The organism is Dietzia sp. oral taxon 368, assembly GCF_002999155.1.
Taxonomy (GTDB): Bacteria; Actinomycetota; Actinomycetes; order Mycobacteriales; family Mycobacteriaceae; genus Dietzia; species Dietzia cinnamea.
Genome location: NZ_CP027238.1, coordinates 652,568 through 679,205 on the forward strand (window position 1 = coordinate 652,568; position 26,638 = coordinate 679,205).

The following is a 26,638-nucleotide window of genomic DNA, read 5'->3' on the forward strand; positions in this document are numbered from 1 at the left end:
CGCCGCCTACTCTTGTCGCCATGAGCACCGAGCACTCCGCCGCCCGCGACCGCCTGTCCGCCCTGCCCGCCGAGACCCGCGTCGCCGTGGTGACCGGGGCATCGTCCGGGATTGGCGAGGCGACCGCACGTGAGCTGGCGCGGATGGGCTTCCACGTGGTGATCGGCGCGCGGCGCGTCGACCGTCTGCAGACGCTGGCAGAAAAGATCGGTGGTACCGCGATGCCGCTCGACGTGACCGACGCCGAGTCGTGCGAGGCGTTCTGCGCGGCCCTCCCCCGGCTGCACGTGCTGGTCAACAACGCCGGCGGAGCCAAGGGCACGACCAGCGTGATGGACGCCGACGAGGACCAGTGGCGCTGGATGTGGGAGACCAACGTCCTCGGCACCCTGCGGATGGTGCGCGGGCTCATGCCCGTGCTCGTCGAGACGGGCGACGGGCTGGTCGTCACCGTCACCTCGATCGCCGCGATCGAGGCCTACGACAACGGCTCCGGCTACACGTCCGCCAAGCACGCGCAGGCCGTCCTGCACCGCACCCTCCGCGGCGAGCACCTGGGCCAGCCGGTGCGGTTCACCGAGATCGCGCCCGGCATGGTCGAGACCGAGTTCTCGCGCGTGCGGTTCGACGGCGACGACGACAAGGCGGCCGCCGTCTACCGTGGGCTGACCCCGATGGTCGCGCAGGACGTGGCGGAGATCGTCGGCTTCGTGGCCAGCAGGCCCTCGCACGTCAACCTGGACCAGATCGTGGTGAAGCCCCGCGATCAGCACTCCGCGACGCGCGCGCACCGGAGCTGACTTCGGTAGGTCAGCCTGCCCAACCCAAAGGCAGGTTAGGCTATCTGACCTGGTAAAACGTCGGAAATCGCCATAGTCTGGCCCCCTACTGAAAGGGGCCCGCCATGGCCAGGAACAAGAACACCTTCGTCGATCTCCTCTCCGCTCAGGTCGGTCACGAGTTCGCCGCCAGCCAGCAGTACGTCGCGATCGCAGTGTGGGCGGACGCGCAGGACCTGCCGCAGCTCGCCGGGCGCTTCTACTCGCACAGCCTCGGTGAGCGGAACCACGCGATGATGATGGTCCAGTACATGCTCGACCGCGACATCCCCGTCACGATCCCCGCCGTCCCCGCCCCGGAGGCCCGGTTCAGCGGCCCCGCCGACGCGCTGCGCCTCGCGCTCGAGCAGGAGAAGCAGGTGACGCGGCAGATCGAGGACATGTTCCAGGCCGCCCGCGCCGAGTCCGACCCTCTCGGCGAGCAGTTCATGCTGTGGTTCCTGCGCGAGCAGGTCGAGGAGGTCGCCAACATGAACACGCTCGTCACGATCGCCGAGCGTGCGGCCGACGACTGGTTCCGCATCGAGGAGTACCTCGCCCGCGAGAACGACGCCTCCACCAACACCGGCACCCCGCCGTCGGTGGCCGGCGGCGCGGTCTGACGCACGCCCCACCGCAGTGGGCCGGGACTCAACGCGGGCTGATCACGTCGTCCACCCCCACGCGGTCGCAGAAGCCGTCGTCGTGGCTGACCAGCAGCAACGCGCCCCGCCACCCCGAGAGAGCATCGGCGAGCACCTGCACCCCGTCGAGGTCCAGGTTGTTGGTCGGCTCGTCCAGGATCAGCAGCTGCGGGACCGGCCGGGCGAACAGCCTCGCCGCGAGCGCTGCTCGAAGGCGCTCACCACCCGACAGGTCCCCGAGCCGGCGCAACCCTGCGTCGCCGAGGAACAGCAACCGCGCCGCGTGGGCGTGCGCCTCCTCCGACGGCGCCTCGGGGCGGACCGCCCGGATCGCGTCGACGACCGACCACCCCGGATGCTCGACGCGAAGATCCTGCGGCAGCAGGGCCCACGGGACGTGGACGACCTCGTCGTCGTCGCCACCCCGGCCGGCCCCGCGCGCACCCGGCCCGGCCGCGCCCTCCCCGAACAGGCGCCGCAGCAGCGTGGTCTTGCCGCTACCGTTCGGGCCGGCCAGCCGCACGCGCGCCGGGCCGACGAGGTGGATCCGGCCGGCGACGGGATCGTCGGCGTCCATCACGACCCGACCCGCGGGGAGCCCGGGATCGGGCAGGTCGACGCGCAGCAACTCCTCGCGCCGCACGGCGGCGTCGGCCTCGCGCATCCGCTCCTGCGCCTGCTCCACGCCCTTCGAGTGCGTCGCCCGGTAGCGTGCCGCAGACTCCTGAGCCTGCCGCTTGCGCATCCCCATGATGATCTTCGGCTCGCGCTTGTTCGCCTCCATCTTCCGGCCGTACCGCTCACGCCGCGCCAGCACGACCTGCGCCTCGACCCTGTCCCGCTTCTGCGCGCGCAGATCGTTTCGGGCCCCGGTCAGACTCTGCAGCGCGGCGGCCTGCTCGGACTCGATCACCTCGCGGTAGTGCGAGTACGGCCCGCCGAACACCCGGCATCGGCCGCTCCGCATCTCGACGGTCGTCCCGGCCCGCTCGAGCAGTCCCAGGTCGTGGCTCACCACGAGCGTGATGCGCTGCCCGCCGGCGACGAACCGGTCGATCGACGCGAACAACCGCTCCCGCGCCCGCGAGTCCAGATTGTTGGTGGGCTCGTCGAGCAGGAGCACCCGCGGCCGCTCGAGGAGCCGCCCTGCCAGCGCGGCGAGCGTGCGTTCCCCGCCGGACAGCGCGAGCACCGACCTGCCCGGGTCCGTCGGAAGGCCCAACTCGGCGAGCAGCGCGCCCGTCCGCTCGGCGATCGACCAGTCGTCGGCGAGGCGGGCGAAGTCGTCGTCGTCGCCCTCCCCCGCCTCGATCCGCTCCAACGCCGCCAGCTTCCCGCCCACGCCGAGCTCGTCGGCGAGGGTCCGCTCCGCGGGCGCGTCGGCGAGCAACTGCGGGAGGTGGGCGACAGGGCGGGCTCGCCGGCGATGCTGATCGACCCGCGCGTCGGGCGCAGCTCGCCGGCGATGAGTCGCAGCAGGGTGCTCTTGCCCGCGCCATTGCGGCCGACGAGTGAGGTGAGGCCGGGACCGAGGTTCAGATCGAGGCCGTCGAAGAGTGGGGTGTCGTCGGGAAACGCGTACGCGACGTCCGACAGGACGAGGGATGACATGTGTGCTCCAGGGAGGTGGCGGATGGGCCGGGTCTCACCTGGGGTCGAGCACTGTCCTCGGGTCTCCTCGTCTCGGGCTCTCGGCCGTGCCCCTCGCGGCGCCGGTCTCCCGGGGTCGCGCCGTGCAACTGCCGACGTACGCCGAGCAGACTACACCCCCGGTCCCGCGGGCGGAACTGGTTTGGACGCAACCGTGGCGGTGATCCGGCCGGATCGGCACCAGGGGCGCGTCCAATTCCGCCCTGACTGCGACCATTCGTGGAAGGCCACCCGCGGGGCCACCGTCCTCGCGGGCATCCCCGGTCACACCCCGGGAGCCGCGGGACAGGCAGGGGCCGGCGGGAGCCGCGGGTCGGGCAGGGGCCGGCGGGAGACGCGGACTACATGAAGGCGCTGGGGGGAAGGCCCTCGCGGCTGCTCATGGGCAGCTCCTTCTCCAGCTTCTCCATGAAGATGTGCGACTGCACGGCGGTCCAGATGTTGTTGGTGAGCCAGTAGAGGCCGATCGCAATGGGGAAGTTGAAAAAGTACGCGCCCACGATCGGGAAGAACGGGAACAGGTACATCATGATCTTCATCAACTGGTTCATCGACTCGGTCATCTGCTCGGCCATGGACTGGAAGTCCTGCGGCTTGTCCCCCGGCTTGGCAGCAGCACCCGCCGCGCCGGTGGTCGCGGGGGTGGGGGCGGCGGGCTTCTCGCCGTCGATCTCGAGCACCTCGCCGTCGACGACCGGGCCGCCGGCGCGCTCCTCGGCATCCACGCGGGCCAGGGCGGCCTGCTCGGCGGCCTTGGCGGCCTTCTGCCGGCGGAAGGAGTTCCACATGTTGATGAACGTGGCGATGCCGGCCAGCACGAACAGCGGCACGGCCAGCATGAGGATGTCCTCGCGCACGAGCCCGGGGTGCAGGGAGTCCATGACCTCCTGCGGCATGCGGATGTAGGACGCCAGCGGCACCCCGAAGATCTCGGCGTTGAGGAACGACGACACCTGCTCGGGCCCGAACGCCCCGTTGGTCATCTGCGAGGCCTCCTCGATGGTCTTGCCGGGAGGCGAGAAGTTGAGCAGCACGTAGTACAGGCCCAGGAACACGGGGATCTGCACGAGGAGTGGCAGGCAGCCGGCCAGGGGGTTCACCCCGGCGTCGGCGTACAGGGCCTGCATCTCCTTGGCCTGCTCCTGGCGGTCCTCGGGGGACTTGCGATCCTTGTACTTGTTCTGCAGCTCCTTCATCTTGGGGGCGAGCTGCGCCATCTTGCGCATGGAGTACTGCTGCCGCCACATGGACCGCAGGAGCAGCAGTCGCACGGTCACCACCAGCAGGAGCACGGAGCCCACCCAGGCGACGCCCGAGTCGGGGTCCACCACGAAGCTCAGCGCCCAGTGCCAGAACTTCATGACGAGCGACACCGGATACGCGAACAGGTCCACGGGCGATTCTCCAGGGAAAACGGCGGCGCCGGGCGGGCGCACGGGGGCGTGACGAGCTTAGAAGGCCTGGGTCCAGCGTGCCAGGGAAGACCGGCGCGCCGGGCGGCGGGGTTGTCACGGCGCAGCCCCGCGGGTGCCGGGGCTCACCCGCGCCGGAGCCCACCCCGCGGCTGGCGGCGGCATCCCACGGCCGGGCGGGCCGGTCAGATGTGGCAGCCCACCCACACGGGCTCGGGGTGCAGCTCCACTCCGAACGCCTCCCGCACGCCGTCGCGCACCTCGCGCGCCAGCGCGATGATGTCGTCGGAGGTGGCCGCGCCCCTGTTGGTCAGCGCGAGCGTGTGCTTGGTGGACAGGCGGGCGGGGGACGACGACGAAGGGTGTCCCTTGCCGAATCCGGCCCGCTCTATGAGCCAGCCCGCGGAGAGCTTGACCCCGCCGGGAGCGGAGAAGGCGGGCATCTGCTCGGCCGGGCCAGACCCGAGACGGGCGGCCACCCGGGACCGCACCGTGGGGAGTTCGTCCTCGCGTATCACCGGGTTGGTGAAGAAGGACCCCGCGGACCAGGTGTCCTCGTCGTCGTCGTCGAGCACCATCCCCTTGCCACGCCGCAGCTCCAACACGGTACGCCGCACGACGGCGGGGTCGGTCCGCTCGCCCGGCGCCACGCCGAGGCGGCCGGCGAGCTCGGCGTACCGGATCGGCTCGCTGCGCCCCGCGGGGTCGAGCCGGAACTCCACCTCGAGCACCACGGCGCAGTCGGTGTTCTTCAGGACCGACGTGCGATAGGCGAGTCCCAGAGCCTCCGGGGTGACCCACTCGTCGACGCCGGTCGCGCGGTCGTACCACCGCACGCGGTGCAGGATCTGGGCGACCTCCACGCCGTATGCGCCGACGTTCTGCACGGGCGTCGCACCGACGGATCCGGGGATCCCGGACAGGCACTCCAGGCCCCCGTACCCGCGCCCGACGGTGTCGGCGACAAGGTCGTCCCAGGTCAGCCCGGCGCCAGCGCGAACGACGAGCTGGTCGTCGCGCGCGCCGGTGAGGTACTCGACCTCCCGGTTGCGCACGGCCACCACCACCAGGTCGAGGTCACCGCCGGCGACCACCAGGTTGGACCCGCCGCCCAGCACCAGCACCGGTACCTCGGCGGCGTCGAGGGCGCGCACGGCGGCGACCACCGCCGCGGGCGTCGCGCACTCGAGCAGCGCACGCGGGCGGCCGCCGATGCGCAGGGTCGTCAGGTCGGCCAGCCGCGCGCCGACGGTCGCGGTGATGCCGGCGTTGTGGGTCAGCTCGGCGACGACCGGGTCGGCGGGGTGCGGCGCGGCCGTGAGGTTGGACGGGGGCGGGTTCACACGCCCGAGGGTAACCGGCGCTTGTAGTGTCAGACCCCATGGCGACCCGCTTCTCCCACAACGCCCGCATCGGCGCCCCCATCGAGGCCGTGTACACGGCCTACGGCAGCGAGGAGTACTGGCGCGAGCGACTCCTGGCGGTGGGAACCGACAAGGACAGCCTCGACGACTTCTCCTCCACCACGGACGGCGTCCGCGTGACCATCACGCAGCACATCCCGGAGGACGACATCCCCGACTCCGCCCGCAAGTTCGTGCCGGGCCAGCTGACCATCGTGCGCACCAGCACCTACTCCGGCTTCGACGGCCAGACGTTCACCGGGACCGCGCGCGCCGAGGCTGCGGGTGGGCTGGGGCTCATCAGCGGCGACGCGACCGCAGTGGACCGGGACGGCGCCGCCGAGGAGTCGGTCTCCGGGCAGGTCAAGGTGTCGGTACCGCTGCTCGGCGGCAAGCTCGAGAAGATGGTGGTCTCGCACCTGGACCGGCTGTTCGAGGCCGAGTACCGGCACCTCAACCGCTGGACCGCCGCCCGCTGACCCACCGCCCGCACGCCCCCGCCCGTCGAGGTGGGTGCTGCACGCCGACGCCTTTTCGGTGACAATCGGAAGCGATGCAGCCGCCGAGAGACACCCAGCGACTTCCCGCCTTCGATCACCCGGGCGTGCAGAACGCTCCCACCGAGCAGTTCGCCGCCCGGCCCGCCGACGCGGGCGCGCCCCCTCCGGGTGGCGGGGTGGGAGCGCCCCCTCCGGGCGACGCGGCGGGGGGTGCCCGGGGCGGGAGTCTCACGGGCCGCCGGATCGTCATCGGCGCCGTTCTGCTCATCGTGCTGCTGGGGGCCGGGGCCGTGGGCCTGGAGCTCGGGATGCGCGGCGCCATCAAGGACAACCTCCGCCAGGAGATCAGCGCGACGCTCGGCTCGACGCCCGAGGTGGAGCTGGGGCCCCAGCCGGTCCTGCTGTCGTACGTCACCGGCACGCTCGGCACGATCCGCATCACCACCGACGGGGCCCCGGCCGAGGGCGCGACCGGACCGGTCCCGGCGATCGACATCACCGCCGAGGGCGTGCGGTCCGAGGGTGAGACCTCACGCATCGACTCGCTCACCGGCACCGCGTTCGTGTCCGACGAGACCATGACCGCGGCCGCCCAGTCCGAGGGCGCGGGCGGCGTGGGCGACAGCCTGCTGGGCGGGCTGATCCAGGTGCAGGACATCGTCTCCGATCCCGCGGCGGGCACCCTGCGCGTCTCGATCAGCGGGCTCGCCGAGGCCGTGGTGACGCCGCGGCTCATCGACGGCAACCTCGAGATGGATCCCCAGCAGGCCTCGGTCCTCGGGTTCCAGCTGCCCTCGGAGATCCTGGGCGGGACCGTCTCGATGATGGATTCCGCGCTCGCCGACCTGCCCGAGGGCATCGAGCTCACCGGCGTCCGCGTGGTCGACGGCGGGATGACCGTGGACCTGGCCGGCCGCGACGTGGTGCTGGAGTCGACCCGCTAGGAGTCGACCCGCCGGGACTCGTCCGCCGATCCGCGACGGCCGCCTGTCGTCGCGCCCGGCACACTGGGCCCATGCGCCTGCTCATCATCTCCGACACCCACGTCCCGACCCGTGCCCGCGACCTGCCGGCCAGGGTCTGGGACGAGGCCGACGCGGCCGACGTGGTGATCCACGCCGGGGACTGGATGGACGTCGCCCTCCTCGACGCACTGGAGGAACGCTCCGCACGGCTCATCGCCTGCTGGGGCAACAACGACGGCCCGGAGCTGCGCGAGCGTCTGCCCGAAGTGGCCCGCGCGACGCTCGACGGCGTGCGACTTGCCGTCACCCACGAGGCCGGCGCGTCCGCGGGACGGGAGAAGCGCATGGCCAGGGCCTTCCCCGACACCGACGTCCTGGTCTTCGGTCACTCGCACATCCCGTGGGACACCACCGCGCCGCGAGTGTCCGAGGAGAGCGGGTCCGGTGAGGGCGCCCTGCGTCTGCTCAACCCGGGCTCGCCCACCGACCGTCGACGCCAGCCGCACCACACGTACATGACGGCGGCCATCACCGGAGGCGAGCTCCGCGACGTGGAACTGCACCGGCTGCCGCCACGGCGCTGACCCACACCCGCGGGCCGGGCGGCGGGCGGGACGAGCCGGGCGGCGGGCCCGGGACTCTGCCACCCTGGAGCCATGACCAACGAAGCCACCATGCGTGCCGTGCAGCAGCAGACCCTCGGTGAGCCGGACGTCCTCGCCGTCGTCGACCTCCCCCGCCCCGCGCCGCGGACCAACGAGGTCCTCATCCGCGTCGAGGCCGCCAGCGTCAACCCCACCGACTGGAAACACCGCGCCAACGGCGGGTTCCTCGGCGAGCCGCCGTTCGTCCTCGGCTGGGACCTGTCGGGCGTGGTCGAAGAGGTCGGGATCGGCGTCGCGCGGTTCTCCCCCGGCGACGAGGTGTTCGGCATGCTCTCGTACCCGTTCGGCCACGGCGCCCACGCCGAGTACGTCGCCGCCCCCGCCGCCTGGTTCGCACCCAAGCCGGCCTCGCTCGACCACGTCCAGGCCGCCGCGCTGCCGCTGGTCTCGCTCACCGCGTGGCAGGCGCTCGTCGAGAACGCACGGATCCAGCCCGGCCAGCGCGTCCTGATCCACGCGGCCGCCGGCGGGGTCGGGCACGTGGCCGTGCAGATCGCCAAGGCTCGCGGCGCCCACGTGATCGGCACCGCCAGCTCGGAGAAGCACGACTTCCTGCGGGAGATCGGCGTGGACGAGCCGATCGACTACCGCGAGGTGGACATCGCGGAGGCCGTCTCGGACGTCGACGCCGTGCTCGACACCATCGGCGGCGAGACCTCGCTGGCGTCGCTGCGCACGCTGCGGCCCGGCGGGATCGTCGTGTCGATCCTGCCCGTCGGCTCTGACGACCTATACCGCGAGGCCGAGCGGCTCGGGGTGCGGGCCGTCCGGATGCTGGTCGACGCCTCGCGCCACGACCTGCTCTCGATCACCGACCTCGTCGAGCAGGGCTCGCTGCGGGCGACGATCGCCGACGTGTTCCTGCTCGAGCAGGCCGCCGAGGCGCACCGCCGGGGCGAGACCGGTCGCACCACCGGGAAGATGGTGCTCACCACCGGACGGGACTGACACCCGCCGGGGGCGCGGTGTGCCATGGCCGACGACGGGCCGGTGGCAGACCGGCATCGCAACCGAGTCCGGATGCGCTGCCGGATCGGCATGTGCTGCCTCTCGGGTCCGATCGCCCAGCGCAACCCCGGGGAAAACGGGCAATCCGCCATCGCAGGTCGAGCCGGCAGCGCATCTCGGGGCAGGAATGCTGGCGCTCTGCCACCGGACATCGGACCGGCAGCGGCCGGACGGCAGGTTTACTCGGGGAACCCGTCGAGCACCGCGCGGCTGCCGCTGAGGCCGAGCCGGGTGGCGCCCGCGGCGATCATCGCGCGGGCGGAGTCGGCGTCGCGGATCCCGCCGGACGCCTTGATGCCCACCTTCCCGCCGACCGCGCGGTGCATCGCCTCGACCGCGCGCACGCTCGCGCCGCCGGCGGGGTGGAAGCCGGTGGAGGTCTTGACGAAGTCGGCGCCCGCGCGCGCGACGGCGTGGCACAGGGCCTCGATCCGCTCGTCACCCGCCTCGTCCCCCAGCGCCTTGTGGATGGCGGCGGTCTCGAGGATCACCTTGAGCACCACCGGCGGCGGCACGGCGTCCCGCATCGCCAGCACGTCGGCCATCACCTCGTCGACGAGGCCCGCGATGGCGGCGCCCACATCGATCACCATGTCCACCTCTGCGGCGCCCTGGTCCACCGCGAGCCGGCCCTCCATGGCCTTGACCAGCGAATGATGCTTGCCGGACGGAAAACCCGCGACCGTGGCGACGATCTGCCGGTCCGGTCGCACCGGCAGCATCGCCGGGCTGACACACACGGCCTTGACGTTCAGCTCGCGGGCCTCGTCGAGGCAGGCCTGCACGTCCTCGCGGGACGCGTCGGGCGAGAGCAGGGTGTGGTCGATCATCGCGGCGACGCGGGCACGGGTGAGCTGAGCGGTCGGAGTGGCGTCCATGCCGGCCAGCCTAGCGGGAGCGGCCGATGCGCCTGGTGGCACAATGGACACCCATGTCACGACGCTTCGTCCTCACGCTGGGCTGCCCCGACCGCATCGGTATCGTCGCCCGGATCGCCACGTTCCTCGCCGAACTGGGCGGGACCATCATGGAGGCGGCGTACCACGCGGACGAGGACACCGGCTGGTTCTTCACCCGCCAGTCCGTCGACGCCGAATCGATCGGCATGGAGATCGACGAACTCCGCCGTCGCTTCGAACGGGTGGCCAGCGAGCTGGGACCCGAGGCCGACTGGCAGATCTGCGACTCGTGCGAGCCGAAGGACGTCGTCATCCTGGTGTCCAAGGAGGGCCACTGCCTCCACGACCTGCTGGGTCGGGTCGAGAGCGGTGACTACCCCGCCCGCATCCGTGCGGTGATCGGCAACCACGACACCCTGCGGGGGATGGCCGAGGCGCACGGCGTGCCGTTCCACCACGTTCCGTTCCCGGCCGACCCCGCCGAGCGGGGCCCGGCGTTCGAGCAGGTCGCCGGACTCGTCGACGACATCGACCCGCACGCGATCGTCCTGGCCCGCTTCATGCAGGTCCTGCCGGACGACCTTTGCACCCGGTGGGCCGGTCGCGCGATCAACATCCATCACAGCTTCCTGCCCAGCTTCGTCGGCGCCCGCCCGTATCACCAGGCGCACGTCCGGGGCGTGAAGCTCATCGGCGCGACGTGCCACTACGTGACGGCCGACCTCGACGAGGGGCCTATCATCGAGCAGGACGTCATCCGCGTGGACCACACGGCGACGGTGAAGGACATGGTGCGCCAGGGCCGCGACGCCGAGAAGCTGGTGCTGGCCCGCGGGCTGCGCTGGCACCTGGAGGACCGGGTCCTGGTGCACGGTGCCCGGACCGTGGTGTTCACCTAGACCGTCCGATCGGCGGCCGTCCGGCGCTCACGTCGCTCAACTCTTGGGGAAGCCGTGCCTGTCGGTGAGCAGGGTCTGGGCGGCGGACAGGAAGATGAGCCGGGCGGCGGCGCCGGCCCGCGGAAGGATGCCGGTCACCCGCCTGATGATGGTCGACTGGTCCATCCCGGCGTCCTTCATGGTCTGCACGAGCACGTCGATCGCCTCGGCCGCGGTGCTCTGCCCCTCCATGAACAGGTGGCCGATCTTGTCGATCCCCTCCTCGCCGACCCCCAGCACGATCAGCTCGCGGAACATCTCCAGCATGTAGCGGTCGGCGAAGAAGTGGTCCGCCGCGGCCGAATCGCTGGCGAGGCCGATCGACTCGCCCCGGTCGAGGAGGTGCTCCGGTAGCTCGAACCCGGCGACCGCGTCCACTCCCCCTCGCGGCAGTCGCCGGCGCCCACCGGTGGAGCGGCGCGTCGGCCGGACCGCTTCCAGCTCGAGAAGCTCCGTGAGCGTGAAGCCGTGCCGTTCGGCGATGAACAACTCCTCGATCGTGGCGAACGTGTAGCCGCGGTCGAGGAGACGCAGGATCTGAGCGAGACGCCGCTTGTGGTCCGGCCCGTAGAAGGCGGTGCGTCCTCGGCGGACGGGCGGGGGCAGCAGACCGCGCTCCTGATAGACGCGGATGTTGCGTACGGTGGTGCCGGAGTCCTCGGCCAGTTCCTCGATCCGCTGCAGCGGCCCGGCCTCCGGCGTCCTCACCTGCGTCGACCGCCGACCGCGGGACGCACGTCGGCGAAGAACACGCCCACCGCCACCATCGCGATGATGCTGAGGAAGCCGAGCGGCCGGATCGCGAAGAGCAGGGCGGCGACAGCACAGATGGCGATCCAGGCCGGCTTCGGCCACTTCCCCTCCACGGAGTACGCCGAGGCCGGCGGCAGCGCGGCCAGCACCAGCCCGGCCAGCGCCCATACGACGAGCGCGCCCTGGATGATGAGCTGGACAGTTCCCCACGTGCCGGTAAGCGTGTCAATCACGGATCCCAGTGTAGTGGCCCGGTCGGACACGACCGCGTAATGATGTTCACACCCGTCCGAGACGCGCGCCGCCCCGGCCGGCTCGGAGAGGGAGCAGGCCGGGGCGGCGGTGCCTCACGCGACCGGGCGTCGGTGCCTTTCGCGACCGGGCGCCAATGCCTTTCGGACCGGGCGCGTGTTCCTATCGCGTCAGGGGCGATCGGTGCCGGCGGGCGGCAACGGCGTATCCGCGGTGGTCAGCGCCGGGTCGTTGTCGGCGAGCTCGGCCGGCGAGGGCGCGTCCGAGTCCGAGCTTGCCGCCTTCGAGCCGCTCGCCTCGGCGCCGGTGGGCTTGGCCGCCGACGACGTGGTGGCGGCGGGCTTGCCGCCGGTCGGCTTGGCGGTGGTCTTGGCCACCGCCTTCGCGGCCGCGGCCTCATCGGCCGTGGGCTTGGCGGCCACCGGCTTGTCGGTGGTCGAGGTCGTCGTGGCCGCCGTGGTGGTCGTGGTCTTGGCCGGGGCCTTCTTCGCGGGCGCCTTCTTGGCCGCCGCCTTCTTGGCCGCCGCCTTCTTGGCCGGGGCCTTCTTCGCCGGCGCCTTCTTGGCCGGGGTCGTGCGGGCCTCGACCTCCGCGGTGCTGCGGGCGACCTCGGCGGAGACCGTGGAGGCGGCCTCGTCGACGCGGTCGGCGGCCTTGTCGGCGGTCCGGTCGACCCGGTCGGCCACCTCGTCGACGCGCTCGGCGGCCGTGTCGGCGGCGTCACCGGCGGACTCGGCGGCCTGGCGGGCGGCCTTGGAGACGCGTCCGGCGGCCTTCACGCCGATCGACCGGGTCTGGCGCGCGACCGTGCCGAGGGCCTCCTCGCCCAGCTCGCGCTGCTCCTCGACCGCTCCGGCGGCGCGGGCGACCTGCTCGTTGACGCGGGCGAGTCCGGCCTCGAGCTGCGGGTTCTCCTCACGGAGTCGGCTCACGACGTCCTCGCCGCGGGCGGCGAGTCCGCCGTAGATGCCGGCGGCCACCTGCACATACGCGTCGGCGATCTTGCGCAGCTCCTCGGGGCGGAAGCGGTTGACGAGCTCCTCGACCTCCGCGGGCAGCGACTGGACGCGCTCGGGCACCTCGCTGACGCGCTCCTGGGCACCGGTCACGCGCTCGGTGATGCGGTTCTGGACGTCGGAGACGCGCTCGGTGACCTTGGACTGCGCGTCGGAGACGGCGTCCTCGGCGCGGCGGCGCAGGTCGTTCACGAGCCCGGAGACCGCCTGGATCGCGAGGTCGTTGGCCCCGACGTAGGCGTAGACCGGCGTCCGCACGGCGGCGATCGCCTGGCCGAGCGGGCCGCCGACGGCGGGTTCCCGGGAGGCGTCGGCGCCGGTCTCTTCGGCCTTGGACGTGGACTTCTTGCCGGTGGTCTTCTTGCTCATGTCGACTCCTCGTTCGTGTCGTGCGGTGTTCTCATCTGCGGTGTCACGTGGCCCGGCGGGCCGCCGTCGGCAGGTCCCGGATCAGGGGACGTCGACGACCTGGTCGGCTGCGGTCGCATTGTTCGCCAGGAACGACTCGTAGATCTCCACGAGCACCTCCCTCTGCCGCTCTGTGAGGTCCGGGGCGGTGAGGATCGCGTCCCTCACCGGGCTCCCCTGCTTGAGTTCGAGGATCCCGGCGCGGGCGTAGAGCACCTCCGCGGACAGCCTCAGACCTCGGGCGATCTGACCCAGGACCTCGGCGGACGGCTTCCGCAGCCCGCGTTCGATCTGGCTCAGATACGGGTTGGAGACGCCGGCACGCTCCGCGAGCTGCCGGATGGACACCTGGGCGGCCTCCCGCTGGGCGCGGATGAACGATCCGATGTCCTGCGAGTCGGACGAACGGCGGTCACCGTCGACGAGCGCGGTGACATCCGTGTGGCGCGGCACCTCACCCGTCGGCTTGTTACGGCGGGCGAGGGTTGCTGCTGTCGGCTCGTCTGCCGGTACGCCGGATCCCGTGACGTCGTGCGCGGGTCCGCCGCGTTCAGCACCATCGTGTGCGGCCATGGAGTCACCTCCCTCCGCCGTTGCGGCCAGACCGTTCGTCTCTCCTCGGCTGTCCCCAACGCTAGCAACGAGTGCTAACTCCAGCAAGCGCTATGTGTACGACGATCCTGTGGGATGGGTCACACGACGGGGCGGGCGGGCCGCCGGTAGATCAGAAGAGCAGCTCGGTGGCCGCGTGGATCGCGAGCCCGGCCAGGGCCCCCACGACCGTGCCGTTGATGCGGATGAACTGCAGGTCCTTGCCGGCGAGCAGCTCGATCTTGTCGGAGGCCTCGTCGGCGTCCCAGCGTTCGACGGTGTCGGAGATGATCGAGGTGACCTCGCCGGCGTAGTTCTCCGCGACGTAGCGCGCCGTGCGGGTCATGTAGTCGTCGAGCCGCGAGCGCATCTTCTCGTCACCGACGAGCATCTCGGCGAGGCGGCGCAGGAGGTCGTCGATCTTGACCCGCAACGTCGAGGAGGTGTCCTCGGTGGCCTCGACGATCATCCGCTTGGCGGCCGACCACGCCGACCCGGCGGCGCGGCGCACCTCCTCGCGGTTCATGACCTCGTGCTTGAACGACTCGAGCTTGGCCATGGTGGACGGGTCGTGCTGCAGGTCGCGGGCGAAGTCCTCGACGAACCCGATCAGCGCCAGGCGCACGGCGTGCTGCTTGTCGACCTTGATCTGCCACGTCCACTCGCGCAGCTCGCGGTAGGCGCGGTCGGAGAGCAGTTCGTTGACGAACTGGGGGGCCCAGGTGGGCGCCTTCTCGCGGACCCAGCGGTCGATCGTCTCGGGGTGCGCCTCGACCCATTCGTGGGCCCGGTCGGCCATGAGGTCGAGCAACGGCAGGTGGCGGCCCTCGTCGAGGAGTTCGGCGAGGATGCGGCCGGCGGGCGGACCCCACTCGGGCTCGGCGATCCGGGCCACGATGGTGCGTTCGATGATCGCGACCGCGTCCTCGTCGCGCAGCACCGCCAGGACGGAGCGGATGGCCTTGGCGGCCTGGTCGGAGGCCAGTGCGCGGTTGTCGGTCTCGGCGAGCCACTCGCCGGCGCGCTCGGGGATGCGGGCACCGCGGACCTTCTCGCTGACCATCTCGGGGTCGAGGAAGTTCTCCCCCACGAACCCGCCGAGCGAGGTGCCCAGCTGGTCCTTCTTGCGGCGGATGAGTGCCGTGTGTGGGATGGGGATGCCCAGGGGGTGGCGGAACAGGGCGGTGACGGCGAACCAGTCGGCCAGGCCGCCGACCATCCCGGCCTCGGCGGCGGCGCGGAAGTAACCCACCCAGGAGGGAGCGCCGTTGTGCAGTGCGTATTCGGCGACGAGGTAGATCACCCCGGCCACGACGAGGAACCCCGTCGCGACCATCTTCATGCGACGGAGGGCGGACCTCCGCTCGGCGTCGGTCGCCGGGTCACCCGCCTTGAGCGCGGGTCCCCCGGCGGCGACCACCGGGTCGAGCGTCAGTGGGAGTCCTCGCGGCCGTGCTTACGGAAGCCGTACATGCACACGAACAGGCCGATGAGGAACACGACGGTGGTGGCCACGACCGCGGCGACCGCCATGCCGAGCGAGACGCCGGCGTCCTGCGTGTAGTAGCCGATGGCGGTGATGGGCAGACCCAGCATGCTCATGCTCAGCAGGATGATCGCGGACCCGACGTAGATCTCGGTCGAGTACAGCGGGTAGGTGGGCGCGACCTTCGTCGCGTACTCGGGGTAGTACTCCTCGACGATGGCGGCACCAGTGTGCTCGAGCGTCTGACCGGCCATGATGTCGTCCTCTTTCGTCAACTACCGATCCCGGGCTCGCGTCCCGGGACTTGCTCTGCCCCGATCTTATTAGACCCCGGCCCCTGCCGGGCAACCGCCCGTCGGATCCGACGGGCGGCGGTCACCAGGTTCCGCAGGCTGGGCTCCAACTGCCACGTGTAGCGGCTCTTGAGCCCGCCGTCGGGCACCGCCCACAGCCTCTCCACCCCCACGGCGTCCACCGCGCGCAGCAGCCGCTCGTGCAGCAGGTCGATGTCCGGCACGAACCCCGAGCGCGACTCGTACACGCCGGGCGCGACCTGTCGGGTCAGGGTGTGGTCGGTCAGGGCGTCCAGCACCCACTCGATCGAGCGGGTGGCCACGATGTTGGTGACGTCGGCGTCGAGCTCCTCGATCGCCTCGGTCATCACCTGCAGCGACGAGTACGTCATGTGGGTGTGGATCTGCGTGTCGGGTCGCGCGCCGGCGGAGGCGAGGCGGAAGGTGCCCACCGCCCAGTCGAGGTAGGCGCGTCGGTCGGCACCGCGCCGCGGCAGCAGTTCGCGGATGGCCGGCTCGTCGATCTGGATGATGGCGGTGCCGGCCGCCTCGAGGTCGGCCACCTCGTCGCGCACCGCCAGCGCGAGCTGGGTGGCGACCTCGGGCAGCGCGAGGTCGGTGCGGCAGAACGACCGCGCGAGCATCGTCACGGGCCCGGTGATCATCCCCTTGACCGGCCGGTCCGTCAGGGACTGCGCGTAGCCCGTCCACTCGACGGTCATCGGGGCGGGCCGCGCTACGTCCCCGTAGAGGATGGGCGGCCGCACGCAGCGCGAACCGTACGACTGCACCCAGCCGTTGCGGGTGGCGGCGAACCCGTCGAGCAGTTCGGCGAAGTACTGCACCATGTCGTTGCGCTCGACCTCGCCGTGGACGAGCACGTCCAGCCCGATGTCCTCCTGCAGCCGGATCACCGCGGCGATCTCCGCGCGGAGGTAGTCGCAGTACCGGGCGTAGTCGATCCGCCCCTCCGCCAGGTCGCGGCGGGCCCGCCGGATCTGCACTGTCTGCGGGAACGAGCCGAGGGTGGCGGTCGGGAGCGTCGGCAGACCCAGCCTGCCGGCCTGCCGGGGGGCCCGATCGGCGTAGGGAACCCGAACCTTGTCGTCGTCGTCGACCCGGGCGGTCCTCGCGCGCACATCCTCGCGGCGCGCACTGGGCAGCACGGGCAGCGGACGCCAGCGCGGCGTGGGGCCGTCCTCGAGCGCGTGCGCCAGCGACACCACCTCGGCGACCTTCTGTTCGGCGAAGGCCAGCGAGTCCACGAGCTCGGGCGGCAGGTCGGTCTCGGCGTGCACGTCGTACGGCACGTGCAGCAGCGTGCACGAGGTCGACACCACCACGTCGGCGAACACGGCCCGCAGCTCGCGCAGGTAGTCGAGCGTCGCGAACTTGTCCGTGCGCCACACGTTCTGACCGTCCACGACGCCGGCGTAGAGGCGCTTGGCGGCCAGGCCCGGCACGGCGGCGAGCTCGGCGGCCGTCCGCCGCCCGTGGACCAGGTCCAAGCCGATCGCCTCGATCCCCGTGGCCGCGAGCGCGGGCAGCGCGTCCCCCAGGTCGCCGTACTCGCCGGTGACGAGGATCCGCGGTCTCGCCGGCACCGCGGCGAGCCGGTCATAGGCCCCGCGTAGCCGGTCGATCTCGTCCGGCGCACGCTCCATGGTCATGCAGGGCTCGTCGAACTGCACGCACGTCACGCCCGCCTCGGCCAGCACGCCGAGCAGCGCCTCGTACTGTTGGAGCATCCGGTCCAGCAGGTCGAGCGGCGTGAACCCGGGCGCGGCCTCGGGCGAGGTCTTACCGAGCAGCAGCAGTGAGACCGGGCCGGTCACGACAGGCCGGATCTCGAGCCCCAGCTCCCGCGCGCGGGCGACCTCGGCGAGCAGCTCGCCCGGCCGCAGCCCCAGCTCGGAGGCCTCGTCGAACTCGGGCTGGCGGTACAGGTAGGAGGTCCCCTGCAGCGGGACCAGTTCCAGCGGGGGGACGTCGGCGCGGCCGCGGGCGAGGGCGAAGACCGTGTCGACGGGTGTGAGGTCGCGGGTGAGTTCGCGGAAGCGGGCGGGGATCGCGCCGACGAGCAGGGCGTCGTCGAGGATGTGGTCGTAGAAGCTGAAGGTGTTGCCGGGGATCTGCGTGAGGCCCTTGGCGACCAGGTCGTGCCAGGTGGCCTCGCGGAGGCGACGGCCGGTGGCGAGCAGCTCGGTGCGCGTGCCGTCGCCGTGCCAGTACCGTTCGAGCGCGCGCTTGAGCTCGCGGCGCGGCCCGATACGCGGGTAGCCCAGGACCGACGAGGCGCGCGTGGGTTCGAGGTGAGGCGACGAGGGCGACGACGACGAGGTCATCTCAGCGCGTGGCCCGGGCCATCGCCCGGGGCACGGGATAGCGGTGGAAGCCCTGACCCGTCTTCCGGCCCAGCCGGCCCGTCTCGACCATGTGCACGAGCAGCGGGGGCGGCGCGTACAGCGGCTCACCGAATTCTGCGTGCATCGCCTCGGCTATCACCTTGACCGTGTCCAGCCCCACGTGATCGGCCAGCGCGAGCGGGCCCATGGGGTGCGCGCAGCCGAGGACCATGGCGCGGTCGATGTCCTCGGCGGTGGCGTGGCCGGACTCCGCCATTCGGATGGCGGAGAGCAGGTACGGCACGAGCAGGGCGTTGACCACGGCGCCGGCGCGGTCGGCGGAGTGCACGACCTGCTTGCCGAGGACCTGTTCGGCGAACGTCTCGGCGCGGTCGCGGACGGCGGCGCCGGTCTCGGGGGTGCTCACCAGCTCGACCAGCGGGAGCACGGGGACGGGGTTGAAGAAGTGCATGCCGAGCACGCGCTCCGGACGGGCCGTGCACCCGGCGAGGGTGGCGACCGGGACAGCGGAGGTGTTGGTGGCCAACACGGCTCCCGGGTCGGTGACGATCTCGTCGAGCTGCCGGAAGACGGCCGACTTGGCGGCCTCGTCCTCGGCGACCGCCTCGATCACGAGCTGGCGGTCACAGAAGTCGCCCGGGTCGGTGGTGAGGCGCAGGCGCAGGGCGGCCTGTTCGCGTTCGCGCTCGGTGATCTTGCCCGAGGACACCCCACGGTCGAGGGACTGCAGGATCCGGGAGCGGCCGGCGGTGGTGAGCTCTCGGGTGGACTCCCACACGAGGACGTCCACGTGGGCACGCGCGCAGACCTCGGCGATGCCGGAGCCCATCTGCCCGGCCCCCACCACGCCGACGCGGGTGATCCGTCCCGCGTCCGTCGCGGCGTCGCGGCTGCTGCTCATGGCGTCCTGGGTCCTTCGGGAGGAGGGTCGTGAGGGGGCGCGCCGGCCCGTTCGCCGGTCCGCGGCGGGGTGAGCGGAGAGACGACCGGGGGCCGGGCCGCCTCGTCGAGACGGCCACGGCCCCCGGTTGTCACCTCATGTCGGCGAGCCGACCGTCGATCGGATCGGTTCACCGGTCAGGTCCACTATCTCAGTGGAACTGGCCCTCCTCGGTGGAGCCCTTCAGCGCCGCGGTGGACGTGTTGGGGTCGACCGTGGTGGCGATGAGGTCGAAGTAGCCGGCGCCGACCTCGCGCTGGTGCTTGACCGCGGTGAAGCCACGCTCCTCGGCGGCCTTGAACTCGCGCTCCTGCAGCTCGACGAACGCGCTCATCTGGTTGCGGGCGTAGCCGTAGGCCAGGTCGAACATGCCGTAGTTGAGCGAGTGGAAGCCGGCCAGGGTGATGAACTGGAACTTGAAGCCCATCGCGCCGAGCTCCTTCTGGAACTTGGCGATGGTCTCGTCGTCCAGGTTCGCCTTCCAGTTGAAGGAGGGCGAGCAGTTGTAGGCCAGGAGCTGGTCCGGGAACTCGGCCTTGACGCCCTCGGCGAACTTCTTGGCGTACTCGAGATCCGGGGTGCCGGTCTCCATCCAGATCATGTCGGCGAACGGGGCGTAGGCCTTCGCGCGCTCGATGCACGGCTCGATGCCGTTCTTGACGTGGTAGAAGCCCTCGGCGGTGCGCTCACCGGTGATGAACGGACGGTCGCGCTCGTCGACGTCCGAGGTGATCAGGGTGGCGGCCTCGGCGTCGGTGCGCGCGATGATCACGGACGGCACGTTGGCGACGTCCGAGGCGAGGCGGGCCGAGGTCAGGGTGCGGATGTGCTGGTTGGTCGGGATGAGCACCTTGCCACCGAGGTGGCCGCACTTCTTCTCGGAGGCCAGCTGGTCCTCCCAGTGCACACCGGCGGCACCGGCGTTGATCATGGACTTCTGCAGCTCGTAGGCGTTCAGGGCGCCACCGAAGCCGGCCTCGGCGTCGGCCACGATCGGGGCGAGCCAGTTCTCCACCGATGTGTCGCCCTCGATGCGGGCGATCTCGTCGGCGCGCAGCAGGGCGTTGTTGATGCGACGCACGACGGTCGGCACCGAGTTGGCCGGGTACAGCGACTGGTCCGGGTAGGTGTGGCCCGAGAGGTTCGCGTCGGCGGCGACCTGCCAGCCGGAGAGGTAGACGGCCTCGAGGCCCGCGCGGATCTGCTGCACGGCCTGGTTGCCCGTCAGGGCACCGAGGGAGTTGACGAAGTCCTTGGTGTTGACCTTCTCCCAGAGGATCTCCGCGCCACGACGGGCGAGGGTGTGCTCCTCGACGACGGTGCCCTGCAGCTCGGCGACCTGCTCAGCCGTGTAGTTGCGGGTGATGCCCTTCCAGCGGGGGTTGGTGTCCCAGTCCTTCTGGATCTCTTCAGCGGTACGTGCCTTGCCGACGTTCGACATCGCGACTCTTTTCTGTCTCGGGGACGGGTCCGTATTCGCACTCTTGCGAGTTACGGCCCCTTACGACAGACACAATGCCACACTCGCTACGGCGCGTCTACCTGCGGCAAGTGCGAATGTGGCGAGTTTCTTTGCCTTCTTTGCAAAGTTTGCGAAGATTGTGTGGTGCGCCACGGACGGAGAGGGGGAAGCCGATGACGGCCTCACATATGGGGGCGCGACTGCGTCGACTGCGCGAGGAGAACGGCCTGACCCAGGCGGCGTTCGCGCAATCGCTCGGCTTGTCGTCGTCGTACCTCAATCAACTCGAGAAGGACACCCGCCCCGTCACCTCCCGGGTCCTGGTCAAGATCTCCGAGGTCTACGGCGTCGACTCCACGTTCTTCGCCTCCGACTCGGACACCCGGCTCATCGCCGCGGTGACCGAGGCCCTCACCGACACCCAGTTGTCCGCCGAGGTCCCCGCCGACGAGGTCGTCGACCTCGTCCGGGCGCACCCCGCGCTCGCCCGCGCCTTCATGCTCCTGCACCAGCGCTACCGCAACTCCGCCGACCTGCTCGCCGCGCTCACCGAGACCCGTAACGTGCCCGAGTCCACGGTCGACCGATCCGTGCTGTCCATGCCGCACGAGGAGGTGCGCGACTACTTCTACCAACGGCAGAACTACATCGACTCCCTCGACACCGCCGCCGAGGACCTCACCACCCGCATCCGGCTCAACCGCGGCGACGTGCGCGTCGAGCTCGAGAACCGCCTCGCCGAGGCCCACGGCGTGCGCATCTCCCGCCGCGTCGACCTGCCCGACGGCCTCTGGCACGTGTTCTCCGCCGAGGATCGCCGCCTCGACCTGTCCGCGCACCTCACGCCCGGTCAGCAGGCGTTCCGCGTGGCCTCCGAGCTCGCGTTCCTCGAACACCGCGACCTGCTCGACAGCCTCGTCGAGGAGGGGGCCTTCACCTCCCCTGCCGCCGTCGCGCTCGCCCTTCGCGGACTGGCCAGCTACTTCGCCGCCGCCGTCCTCATGCCCTACCAGCGGTTCCTCGACACCGCCGAGGACTTCCGCTACGACGTCGAGCGGCTCATGGCCTTCCACGCCACCGGCTACGAGACCGTGTGCCACCGCCTGTCCACACTGCAGCGGCCCGGGGCGGCCGGGGTGCCGTTCAGCTTCGTGCGCGTCGACCGCGCCGGCAACATGTCCAAGCGGCAGTCCGCGACCGGGTTCCACTTCACGACCTCCGGTGGCACGTGCCCGCTGTGGAACATCTACGAGTCGTTCTCGTTTCCCGGCAAGATCATGCGGCAGGTCGCACAGATGCCCGACGGCCGGCTGCACCTGTGGGTCTCGCGCACCGTGACGACCCGGCCCATGCGCTTCGGGCAGCCGCGCAAGACGTTCGCGATCGGGCTGGGCTGCGAGGCCCGCCACGCCCACCGGACCGTGTACGCGCAGGGTCTGGACCTCGACGACGTCGACGCCGCCACCAAGATCGGCTCCGGCTGCCGTATGTGCGACCGCCCCGCCTGCCCGCAGCGCGCGTTCCCGCCGCTCAATCACGAGCTGCGCGTGGACGCCCACCGCTCGTCGCTCTCGCCGTACCTCCTCGGCGAACCCGCCTCCGCCGGGTCCGCGCCTGACCTACCCTGACGGCCATGAGCCAGCCCCACGAGAGCAGCGACAGCCACGACGGCACCGCCGCGCAGGTCCCCCGCATCCGTCCCGGCGGGTTCCGCGAGCTCGGCCCGTTCGGCTGGGCGGTCAACCGCATCGGCGCGCGCGTCACCGGCTCACGCGACGTCCACCTGTTCGCCACCCTCGGCCGCGCCCGCCGCCTCTTCCCCGCCTGGCTCGCCTACTCGGGGATGATGATGCCGTTCGGGATCCTCGACCGCCGCACCACCGAACTCGTGATCCTGCGCGTGGCCCACCTGCGGGGCAGCGTGTACGAGCGGGCGCACCACGAGCGCATCGGCGCGCGGGTGGGACTGGACGACGACGAGATCGCCGGCACCACCCGCGACCCCGCCTCCGCGGGTTGGCCGGGCAGGCTGGAGGTGCTGCTCACGGCCGTCGACGAGCTGGTGCAAGCGCAGGACGTGTCCGACGAGACGTGGGCCGCCCTCTCCGAATACCTGACCCCGGGAGAGCTGGTCGCGTTGGTGCAATTGGTCACGCAGTACGACGGCCTGGCCACGTCCCTGCAGACGCTGCGCATCCAGCCGGACCGCCCCCGCTGACACCGCCCCGCCTCCACGATCCGCCCCGCGGATTACACCTCGCTCCTCCGAAATCGATCTGCCCCAGGAACTCCGCGAGCGAATCGCAATGCGACGAGCGAAACGAGATCCGAGGGGCAGATCGCGCGCCGCGCTCCGGATCGCCGGCCCCGCAGCGACCGACCCGCCCCGGCAGCGGATTCACCGATCGGGCCCGCCTCACCCATCTGATCCCACGCCGCCCATCCGCTCGCGCAACGCCCATCGGATCCCTTAGGTGTAGCGCGATCCGATAGGCAGCGTGCGGCGGGGCCTCAAATCGCGAGCTGAGCCGGCGAGACGACCACGCCGATTCAAGCCCGAGGCCCATCCGACCAGCCCCGCCTCGGACGCAGCCGACCAACAGATCCGCCGCCGACGCAGCTCGGGCCCACCGTCCGGGCGACGAATCCGACCGGGTCGGGCCGGGTCGGGACGGGCGGGCCGCCCAGGCGAGCCGCGGGTCAGACCGTTTCCGGGCAGGACAGGCAGACGCGGGCCCGGTCGTCGAGGCCGACCGTCACCGTCTGCCCCGCCGGCACGTGCACATCGCGGCCCTGCACCGTGCACTCGAAGTCGGCGCCGTTGAGGTTCGCGATCGTGAGCTCGTGGTGGTCGCAGCGGACCCGCACGTGCGTGCCCCGCACCGTCATCCGGAACGTCAGCGACCCCCACTGCGCGGGCACCCGCGGGTCGAACGAGATCTCGCCCCGGTAGTCGCGCATGCCGCCGAAGCCGCTGACCAGCGCCGACCAAACCCCGCCGGTGGAGGCCACATGGATGCCGTCGGAAGCGTTGCCGTGCACGTCGGCCAGGTCCACAACCAGGGCCTTTTGGAAGTGCTCGAACGCCTCGTCGCAGTAGCCGATCTCAGCCGCGATGATCGCCTGCACCACGGCCGACAGGGTGGAGTCGCCGGTGGTCAACGGGTCGTAGTACTCGAAGTTCGCCCGCTTCTGCTCCTCGCTGAACTCGTCACCACGCAGGAACATGGCCAGCACGACATCGGCCTGCTTGAGCACCTGATGCCGGTAGATGACCAGCGGATGGAAGTGCAGCAGGAGCGGCCGGCGGGGTTCCTCGAGGTCCTGGTCCCAGACCTCCTTGGCGAGGAAGTCCTGGTCCTGCGGGTGGACGCCCAGTTCCTCGTCGAACGCGATCACCATGTTCTCGGCGGCGCGCTTCCACTCGGCGATCTCCTCGTCGCGGATCTTCAGGCGCCGACAGATCGCCTCCCACTGGCCGTTGCCCAGCCCCGCGATCCGCTTGCAGGCGATCGCCGCGGCCACGAGATTGAACCGCGCCATCGCGTTGGTGAACAGGTTGTTGTCCACGACCGTGGTGTACTCGTCCGGCCCGGTCACACCGTGGATGTGGAACATGCCGTCGCCGTCGAAGAAGCCGAGCGAGACCCACATCCGCGCGGTCTCGACCAGCACGTCCACGCCCTCGCGGATCATGAAGTCCTGGTCCTCGGTGGCCCACATGTACTTGACCATGGCGTGCGCGATGTCGGCGTTGATGTGGTACTGGGCGGTGCCGGCCTCGTAGTAGGCCGACGCCTCCTCACCGTTGATGGTCCGCCACGGGTAGAGGGCGCCCTTGACGGACAGGAACTTCGCGCGCTCCCGCGCCTTGTCGAGCATGTTGTACCGGAAGCGCAGGGCGTTCCGGGCGAACCGCGGCATGGTGTACGTCAGGAACGGCAGGACGTACGTCTCGGTGTCCCAGAAGTAGTGGCCGGAGTAGCCACTACCGGTGACGCCCTTGGCGGCGATGCCGTTGTACTCGGCCCGTGCCGAGGCCTGGGCCAGCTGGAAGAGGTTGAACCGGATGGCCTGCTGCGTCTCCGCGGGGCCCTCCACCTCGACGTCGGCACGATCCCAGAAGTGGTCGTACCAGTCCCGCTGGGTGCGGTGCAGGTCGTCCACGCCGCGCTCGCGGGCCCGGCCGAGGGTGCGTGAGCACCGGTCGGCGAGTTCGCCCGCGGGCACGACCTCGGACGTGTGGTACGCGGCGAGCTTGGTCAGCTTGAGCACGCGCCCCGGCGTGACGTGCGCGTGGTAGACGACCTTCGACGAGTCGTCGTCGATCTCGTGGCTCATGGCCACGTCGTCCTCGGTCTCGAGGAGGTGGTCGACGGCCACGGCGATGGTCATTCCGGAGTGGGCGCAGCGGTAGCCGTGCACCTGGTAACCGCGCTGGCCCTCGCAGAGCTGGGACTCGAGGACGCGGTGGTCCAGTCCCTCGGCGCGGCGCGGGTCGAAGCCCTCGTCGGGGACGTCGTCGGCGGAGCCGTACTCGTCCTCGCCGTCCTGACGGTTGAGGACCTGCGAGGAGATCACCACGGGCGCGGGCTCGTCCGGCAGCTCGATCTCGTAGGTCATCACGGCGAGGTGCTTCTCCACCATGGACACCATCCGGCTGGAGCGGATGACGACCTTTTTGCCGGCCGGCGTGCGCCACACGAGTTCGCGGCGCAGGATCCCGTCGCGGAAGTCGATGCTTCGCTCGTAGTGCTCGAGGTCGGCCACGCCCAGCCGCAGGGGCTCGTCGTCGACGTAGACGCGGATCGTCTTGGTGTCGGGGGCCTGGATCATCGTCTGGCCCTCGCGCGCGAGGCCGTACGCGTCCTCGGCGTGCTGGATGTGCCACGTCTCGTGGAAGCCGTTGACGAAGGTCCCGTGCTGGACCGAGTCGCGACCCTCCTCCGGGTTGCCGCGCATGCCCAGGTAGCCGTTGGCCACCGCGAACTGGGTCTCGGACACCCCCAGCGGGGACGCCTTGGGGCGGGTCTCGACCCATCGCCACGGGTCGGCGGGGTGGGTGGACCGGTTGATCTCCGGCACCTCGAGGTGGCTGCGGAGGTTCACACCGTAGGTGGTGCGGATGTTGCCGGGCACCGACTGGCCGACGGTGTCGTGCACCGGGCCACGGGAGATGGGGACACGTGTCACCGGCGGGCCTCCTGGAGTCCGGGGATGAGCTCGGCCAGGTCGACGACGACGAGGTCGGCACCCTCCGCGAGCAGGGTCTCGCGCCCGGCCCCCCGGTCCACGCCGACCACCCGCGCGAACCCGCCGGCAGCACCGGCCTGCACCCCCGAGACGGCGTCCTCGATCACGACGCAGCGCTCCGCGGGGACGCCGAGCAGCTCGGCACCCCGCAGGTACGTGTCGGGCTTCGGCTTACCGGGGATGCCCTCGGCTGCGGCGACCAGGCCGTCCACGATCACGTCGAACCGGTCCCGCAGCCCGGCCGCGGTGAGCACGGCCTCCGCGTTCTTCGAGCTCGAGACGACGCACGAGGCGATGCCGGCGGCGTCGAGCGCGTCGAGGTAGGCGACCGAGCCGGGGTAGGCCTCGATCCCCTCGTCGAGCAGCTCACGGAAGATCACGTTCTTGCGCGTACCGAGTCCGTGGATCGTGTCCGCGTCCGGCCCGGCCTCGTCGTCGTCGCTCCCCTCGGGCAGGGTGAGGCCCCGCGCGGCGAGCATCGACGCGATGCCCTCGACGCGCGGCTTGCCGTCGATGTACCGGAAGTAGTCCTCGTCCGAGTACGGGTCGATCCCGCGGGCGTCGAAGTACGCGCTGAACATCCGGTTCCACGCCTCCATGTGCTTCTCCGCCGTCGGGGTGATCACCCCGTCGAGGTCGAAGAGCACGGCGTCCACACCGTCATGGTCCATATCGTTGTCCTATATCAGGGGGTCGTCGGCGCCGAGAGGCTCCGCCCGTGCGCGGCCCCAAGGGTAGTCACACCGGGCCCGTTACACCGCTTCCACCCGCGCGGTCACTGCCCCCGACTTCGGGCCCCCGCGGTCGCTTTTGATGTTTCCGGCGTTCCACGGCCGTGCCCGCGGGCTTTTCCGCAGCGCGCCGCACGCGGGGCACGATGCACAGATAGCGGTACGACGGTGGCACTATGTGGGTA

The 26,638-nt window shown here is 71.2% G+C and carries 24 protein-coding genes and 2 pseudogenes; 9 read left to right on the plus strand and 17 right to left on the minus strand.

What is annotated here, in order from left to right:
- Positions 1 to 20 precede the first annotated feature (20 nt).
- On the plus strand, positions 21 to 800 hold the full coding sequence (locus C3V38_RS03205; protein WP_106385073.1) for an SDR family NAD(P)-dependent oxidoreductase: 780 nt from the start codon (positions 21 to 23) through the stop codon (positions 798 to 800).
- A gap of 104 nt (positions 801 to 904) precedes the next feature.
- Entirely contained in the window at positions 905 to 1,441 is a 537-nt protein-coding gene (locus C3V38_RS03210) for a ferritin (protein ID WP_007632120.1), read from the plus strand.
- Between the two features lie 28 nt (positions 1,442 to 1,469).
- On the opposite strand, the gene C3V38_RS18280 is transcribed toward C3V38_RS03210, so the two are convergent.
- The 5 genes and pseudogenes from C3V38_RS18280 to C3V38_RS03225 all read right to left on the minus strand — a co-directional run bounded on the left by C3V38_RS18280 (position 1,470) and on the right by C3V38_RS03225 (position 5,804).
- Positions 1,470 to 2,429 (minus strand): ATP-binding cassette domain-containing protein, encoded by a 960-nt coding sequence (locus C3V38_RS18280; protein ID WP_311201260.1) that lies wholly within the window; start codon positions 2,427 to 2,429, stop codon positions 1,470 to 1,472.
- An 81-nt stretch (positions 2,430 to 2,510) separates the two neighbouring features.
- Positions 2,511 to 2,936 (minus strand): annotated as a pseudogene (locus C3V38_RS17885) (ATP-binding cassette domain-containing protein); the annotation flags it as partial.
- Positions 2,927 to 3,073: pseudogene (locus C3V38_RS18205) on the minus strand (AAA family ATPase); the annotation flags it as partial. The pseudogenes C3V38_RS17885 and C3V38_RS18205, both read right to left, overlap by 10 nt.
- A gap of 380 nt (positions 3,074 to 3,453) precedes the next feature.
- Positions 3,454 to 4,506, minus strand: coding sequence for a membrane protein insertase YidC (yidC, locus tag C3V38_RS03220; protein WP_106385074.1), 1,053 nt, complete (start codon positions 4,504 to 4,506; stop codon positions 3,454 to 3,456).
- A gap of 203 nt (positions 4,507 to 4,709) precedes the next feature.
- Entirely contained in the window at positions 4,710 to 5,804 is a 1,095-nt protein-coding gene (locus C3V38_RS03225) for a UDP-N-acetylmuramate dehydrogenase (RefSeq protein ID WP_174705793.1), read from the minus strand.
- Between the two features lie 101 nt (positions 5,805 to 5,905).
- Between C3V38_RS03225 and C3V38_RS03230 the strand changes: the two genes are divergently transcribed.
- The 4 genes from C3V38_RS03230 (at position 5,906) to C3V38_RS03245 (ending at position 9,005) form a co-directional block, all read left to right on the plus strand.
- Entirely contained in the window at positions 5,906 to 6,406 is a 501-nt protein-coding gene (locus C3V38_RS03230; protein ID WP_106385075.1) for a DUF2505 domain-containing protein, read from the plus strand.
- 74 nt (positions 6,407 to 6,480) lie between these two features.
- Positions 6,481 to 7,371 carry a DUF2993 domain-containing protein gene (locus tag C3V38_RS03235; RefSeq protein WP_106385076.1) on the plus strand — a complete coding sequence of 297 codons (891 nt, stop codon included), beginning with the start codon at positions 6,481 to 6,483 and terminating at the stop codon, positions 7,369 to 7,371.
- Positions 7,372 to 7,442: 71 nt separating this feature from the next.
- Entirely contained in the window at positions 7,443 to 7,976 is a 534-nt protein-coding gene (locus C3V38_RS03240) for a metallophosphoesterase (RefSeq protein ID WP_106385077.1), read from the plus strand.
- 72 nt (positions 7,977 to 8,048) lie between these two features.
- The gene (locus C3V38_RS03245; protein WP_106385078.1) at positions 8,049 to 9,005 is read left to right on the plus strand and encodes an NADP-dependent oxidoreductase; all 957 of its coding nucleotides are present in this window, start codon (positions 8,049 to 8,051) and stop codon (positions 9,003 to 9,005) included.
- Between the two features lie 239 nt (positions 9,006 to 9,244).
- Here C3V38_RS03245 and deoC read toward each other — a convergent pair whose 3' ends face one another.
- The gene (gene deoC, locus C3V38_RS03250) at positions 9,245 to 9,943 is read right to left on the minus strand and encodes a deoxyribose-phosphate aldolase (RefSeq protein WP_106385079.1); all 699 of its coding nucleotides are present in this window, start codon (positions 9,941 to 9,943) and stop codon (positions 9,245 to 9,247) included.
- Between the two features lie 53 nt (positions 9,944 to 9,996).
- Here deoC and purU point away from each other — a divergent pair, with 53 nt between their 5' ends.
- A complete protein-coding gene (purU, locus tag C3V38_RS03255; RefSeq protein ID WP_106385080.1) occupies positions 9,997 to 10,863 on the plus strand; it encodes a formyltetrahydrofolate deformylase in 867 nt (288 codons plus the stop codon).
- Positions 10,864 to 10,899: 36 nt separating this feature from the next.
- On the opposite strand, the gene C3V38_RS03260 is transcribed toward purU, so the two are convergent.
- From C3V38_RS03260 to aceA, 9 genes are all read right to left on the minus strand, one after another.
- Entirely contained in the window at positions 10,900 to 11,610 is a 711-nt protein-coding gene (locus C3V38_RS03260; protein ID WP_106385081.1) for a MerR family transcriptional regulator, read from the minus strand.
- Positions 11,607 to 11,888, minus strand: a complete 282-nt coding sequence (locus C3V38_RS03265; protein ID WP_007628021.1) for a DUF2516 family protein — start codon at positions 11,886 to 11,888, stop codon at positions 11,607 to 11,609. Before C3V38_RS03265 ends, C3V38_RS03260 begins: the two co-directional genes overlap by 4 nt.
- A gap of 189 nt (positions 11,889 to 12,077) precedes the next feature.
- The gene (locus C3V38_RS03270; RefSeq protein WP_061227965.1) at positions 12,078 to 13,292 is read right to left on the minus strand and encodes a hypothetical protein; all 1,215 of its coding nucleotides are present in this window, start codon (positions 13,290 to 13,292) and stop codon (positions 12,078 to 12,080) included.
- 81 nt (positions 13,293 to 13,373) lie between these two features.
- Positions 13,374 to 13,904 carry a helix-turn-helix domain-containing protein gene (locus C3V38_RS03275; protein WP_174705754.1) on the minus strand — a complete coding sequence of 177 codons (531 nt, stop codon included), beginning with the start codon at positions 13,902 to 13,904 and terminating at the stop codon, positions 13,374 to 13,376.
- A gap of 151 nt (positions 13,905 to 14,055) precedes the next feature.
- Positions 14,056 to 15,342 (minus strand): DUF445 domain-containing protein, encoded by a 1,287-nt coding sequence (locus C3V38_RS03280; RefSeq protein WP_174705755.1) that lies wholly within the window; start codon positions 15,340 to 15,342, stop codon positions 14,056 to 14,058.
- Positions 15,343 to 15,353: 11 nt separating this feature from the next.
- Positions 15,354 to 15,662 (minus strand): hypothetical protein, encoded by a 309-nt coding sequence (locus C3V38_RS03285; protein ID WP_061227963.1) that lies wholly within the window; start codon positions 15,660 to 15,662, stop codon positions 15,354 to 15,356.
- A gap of 17 nt (positions 15,663 to 15,679) precedes the next feature.
- Positions 15,680 to 18,046 carry a 5-methyltetrahydropteroyltriglutamate--homocysteine S-methyltransferase gene (gene metE / locus C3V38_RS03290; protein WP_106385082.1) on the minus strand — a complete coding sequence of 789 codons (2,367 nt, stop codon included), beginning with the start codon at positions 18,044 to 18,046 and terminating at the stop codon, positions 15,680 to 15,682.
- A 1-nt stretch (position 18,047) separates the two neighbouring features.
- Positions 18,048 to 18,968 (minus strand): 3-hydroxybutyryl-CoA dehydrogenase, encoded by a 921-nt coding sequence (locus tag C3V38_RS03295; protein ID WP_106385083.1) that lies wholly within the window; start codon positions 18,966 to 18,968, stop codon positions 18,048 to 18,050.
- Positions 18,969 to 19,158: 190 nt separating this feature from the next.
- Positions 19,159 to 20,448, minus strand: coding sequence for an isocitrate lyase (aceA, locus tag C3V38_RS03300; RefSeq protein WP_106385084.1), 1,290 nt, complete (start codon positions 20,446 to 20,448; stop codon positions 19,159 to 19,161).
- Between the two features lie 194 nt (positions 20,449 to 20,642).
- Between aceA and ramB the strand changes: the two genes are divergently transcribed.
- Positions 20,643 to 22,097, plus strand: a complete 1,455-nt coding sequence (gene ramB, locus C3V38_RS03305) for an acetate metabolism transcriptional regulator RamB (RefSeq protein ID WP_061915343.1) — start codon at positions 20,643 to 20,645, stop codon at positions 22,095 to 22,097.
- Positions 22,098 to 22,102: 5 nt separating this feature from the next.
- Entirely contained in the window at positions 22,103 to 22,687 is a 585-nt protein-coding gene (locus C3V38_RS03310) for a carboxymuconolactone decarboxylase family protein (protein WP_106385085.1), read from the plus strand.
- Positions 22,688 to 23,169: 482 nt separating this feature from the next.
- Here C3V38_RS03310 and C3V38_RS03315 read toward each other — a convergent pair whose 3' ends face one another.
- Both C3V38_RS03315 and C3V38_RS03320 read right to left on the minus strand, forming a co-directional pair.
- Positions 23,170 to 25,662, minus strand: coding sequence for a glycoside hydrolase family 65 protein (locus tag C3V38_RS03315; protein WP_106385086.1), 2,493 nt, complete (start codon positions 25,660 to 25,662; stop codon positions 23,170 to 23,172).
- Positions 25,659 to 26,393, minus strand: coding sequence for an HAD family phosphatase (locus C3V38_RS03320; RefSeq protein ID WP_070721858.1), 735 nt, complete (start codon positions 26,391 to 26,393; stop codon positions 25,659 to 25,661). Before C3V38_RS03320 ends, C3V38_RS03315 begins: the two co-directional genes overlap by 4 nt.
- Between the last annotated feature and the right edge of the window lie 245 nt (positions 26,394 to 26,638).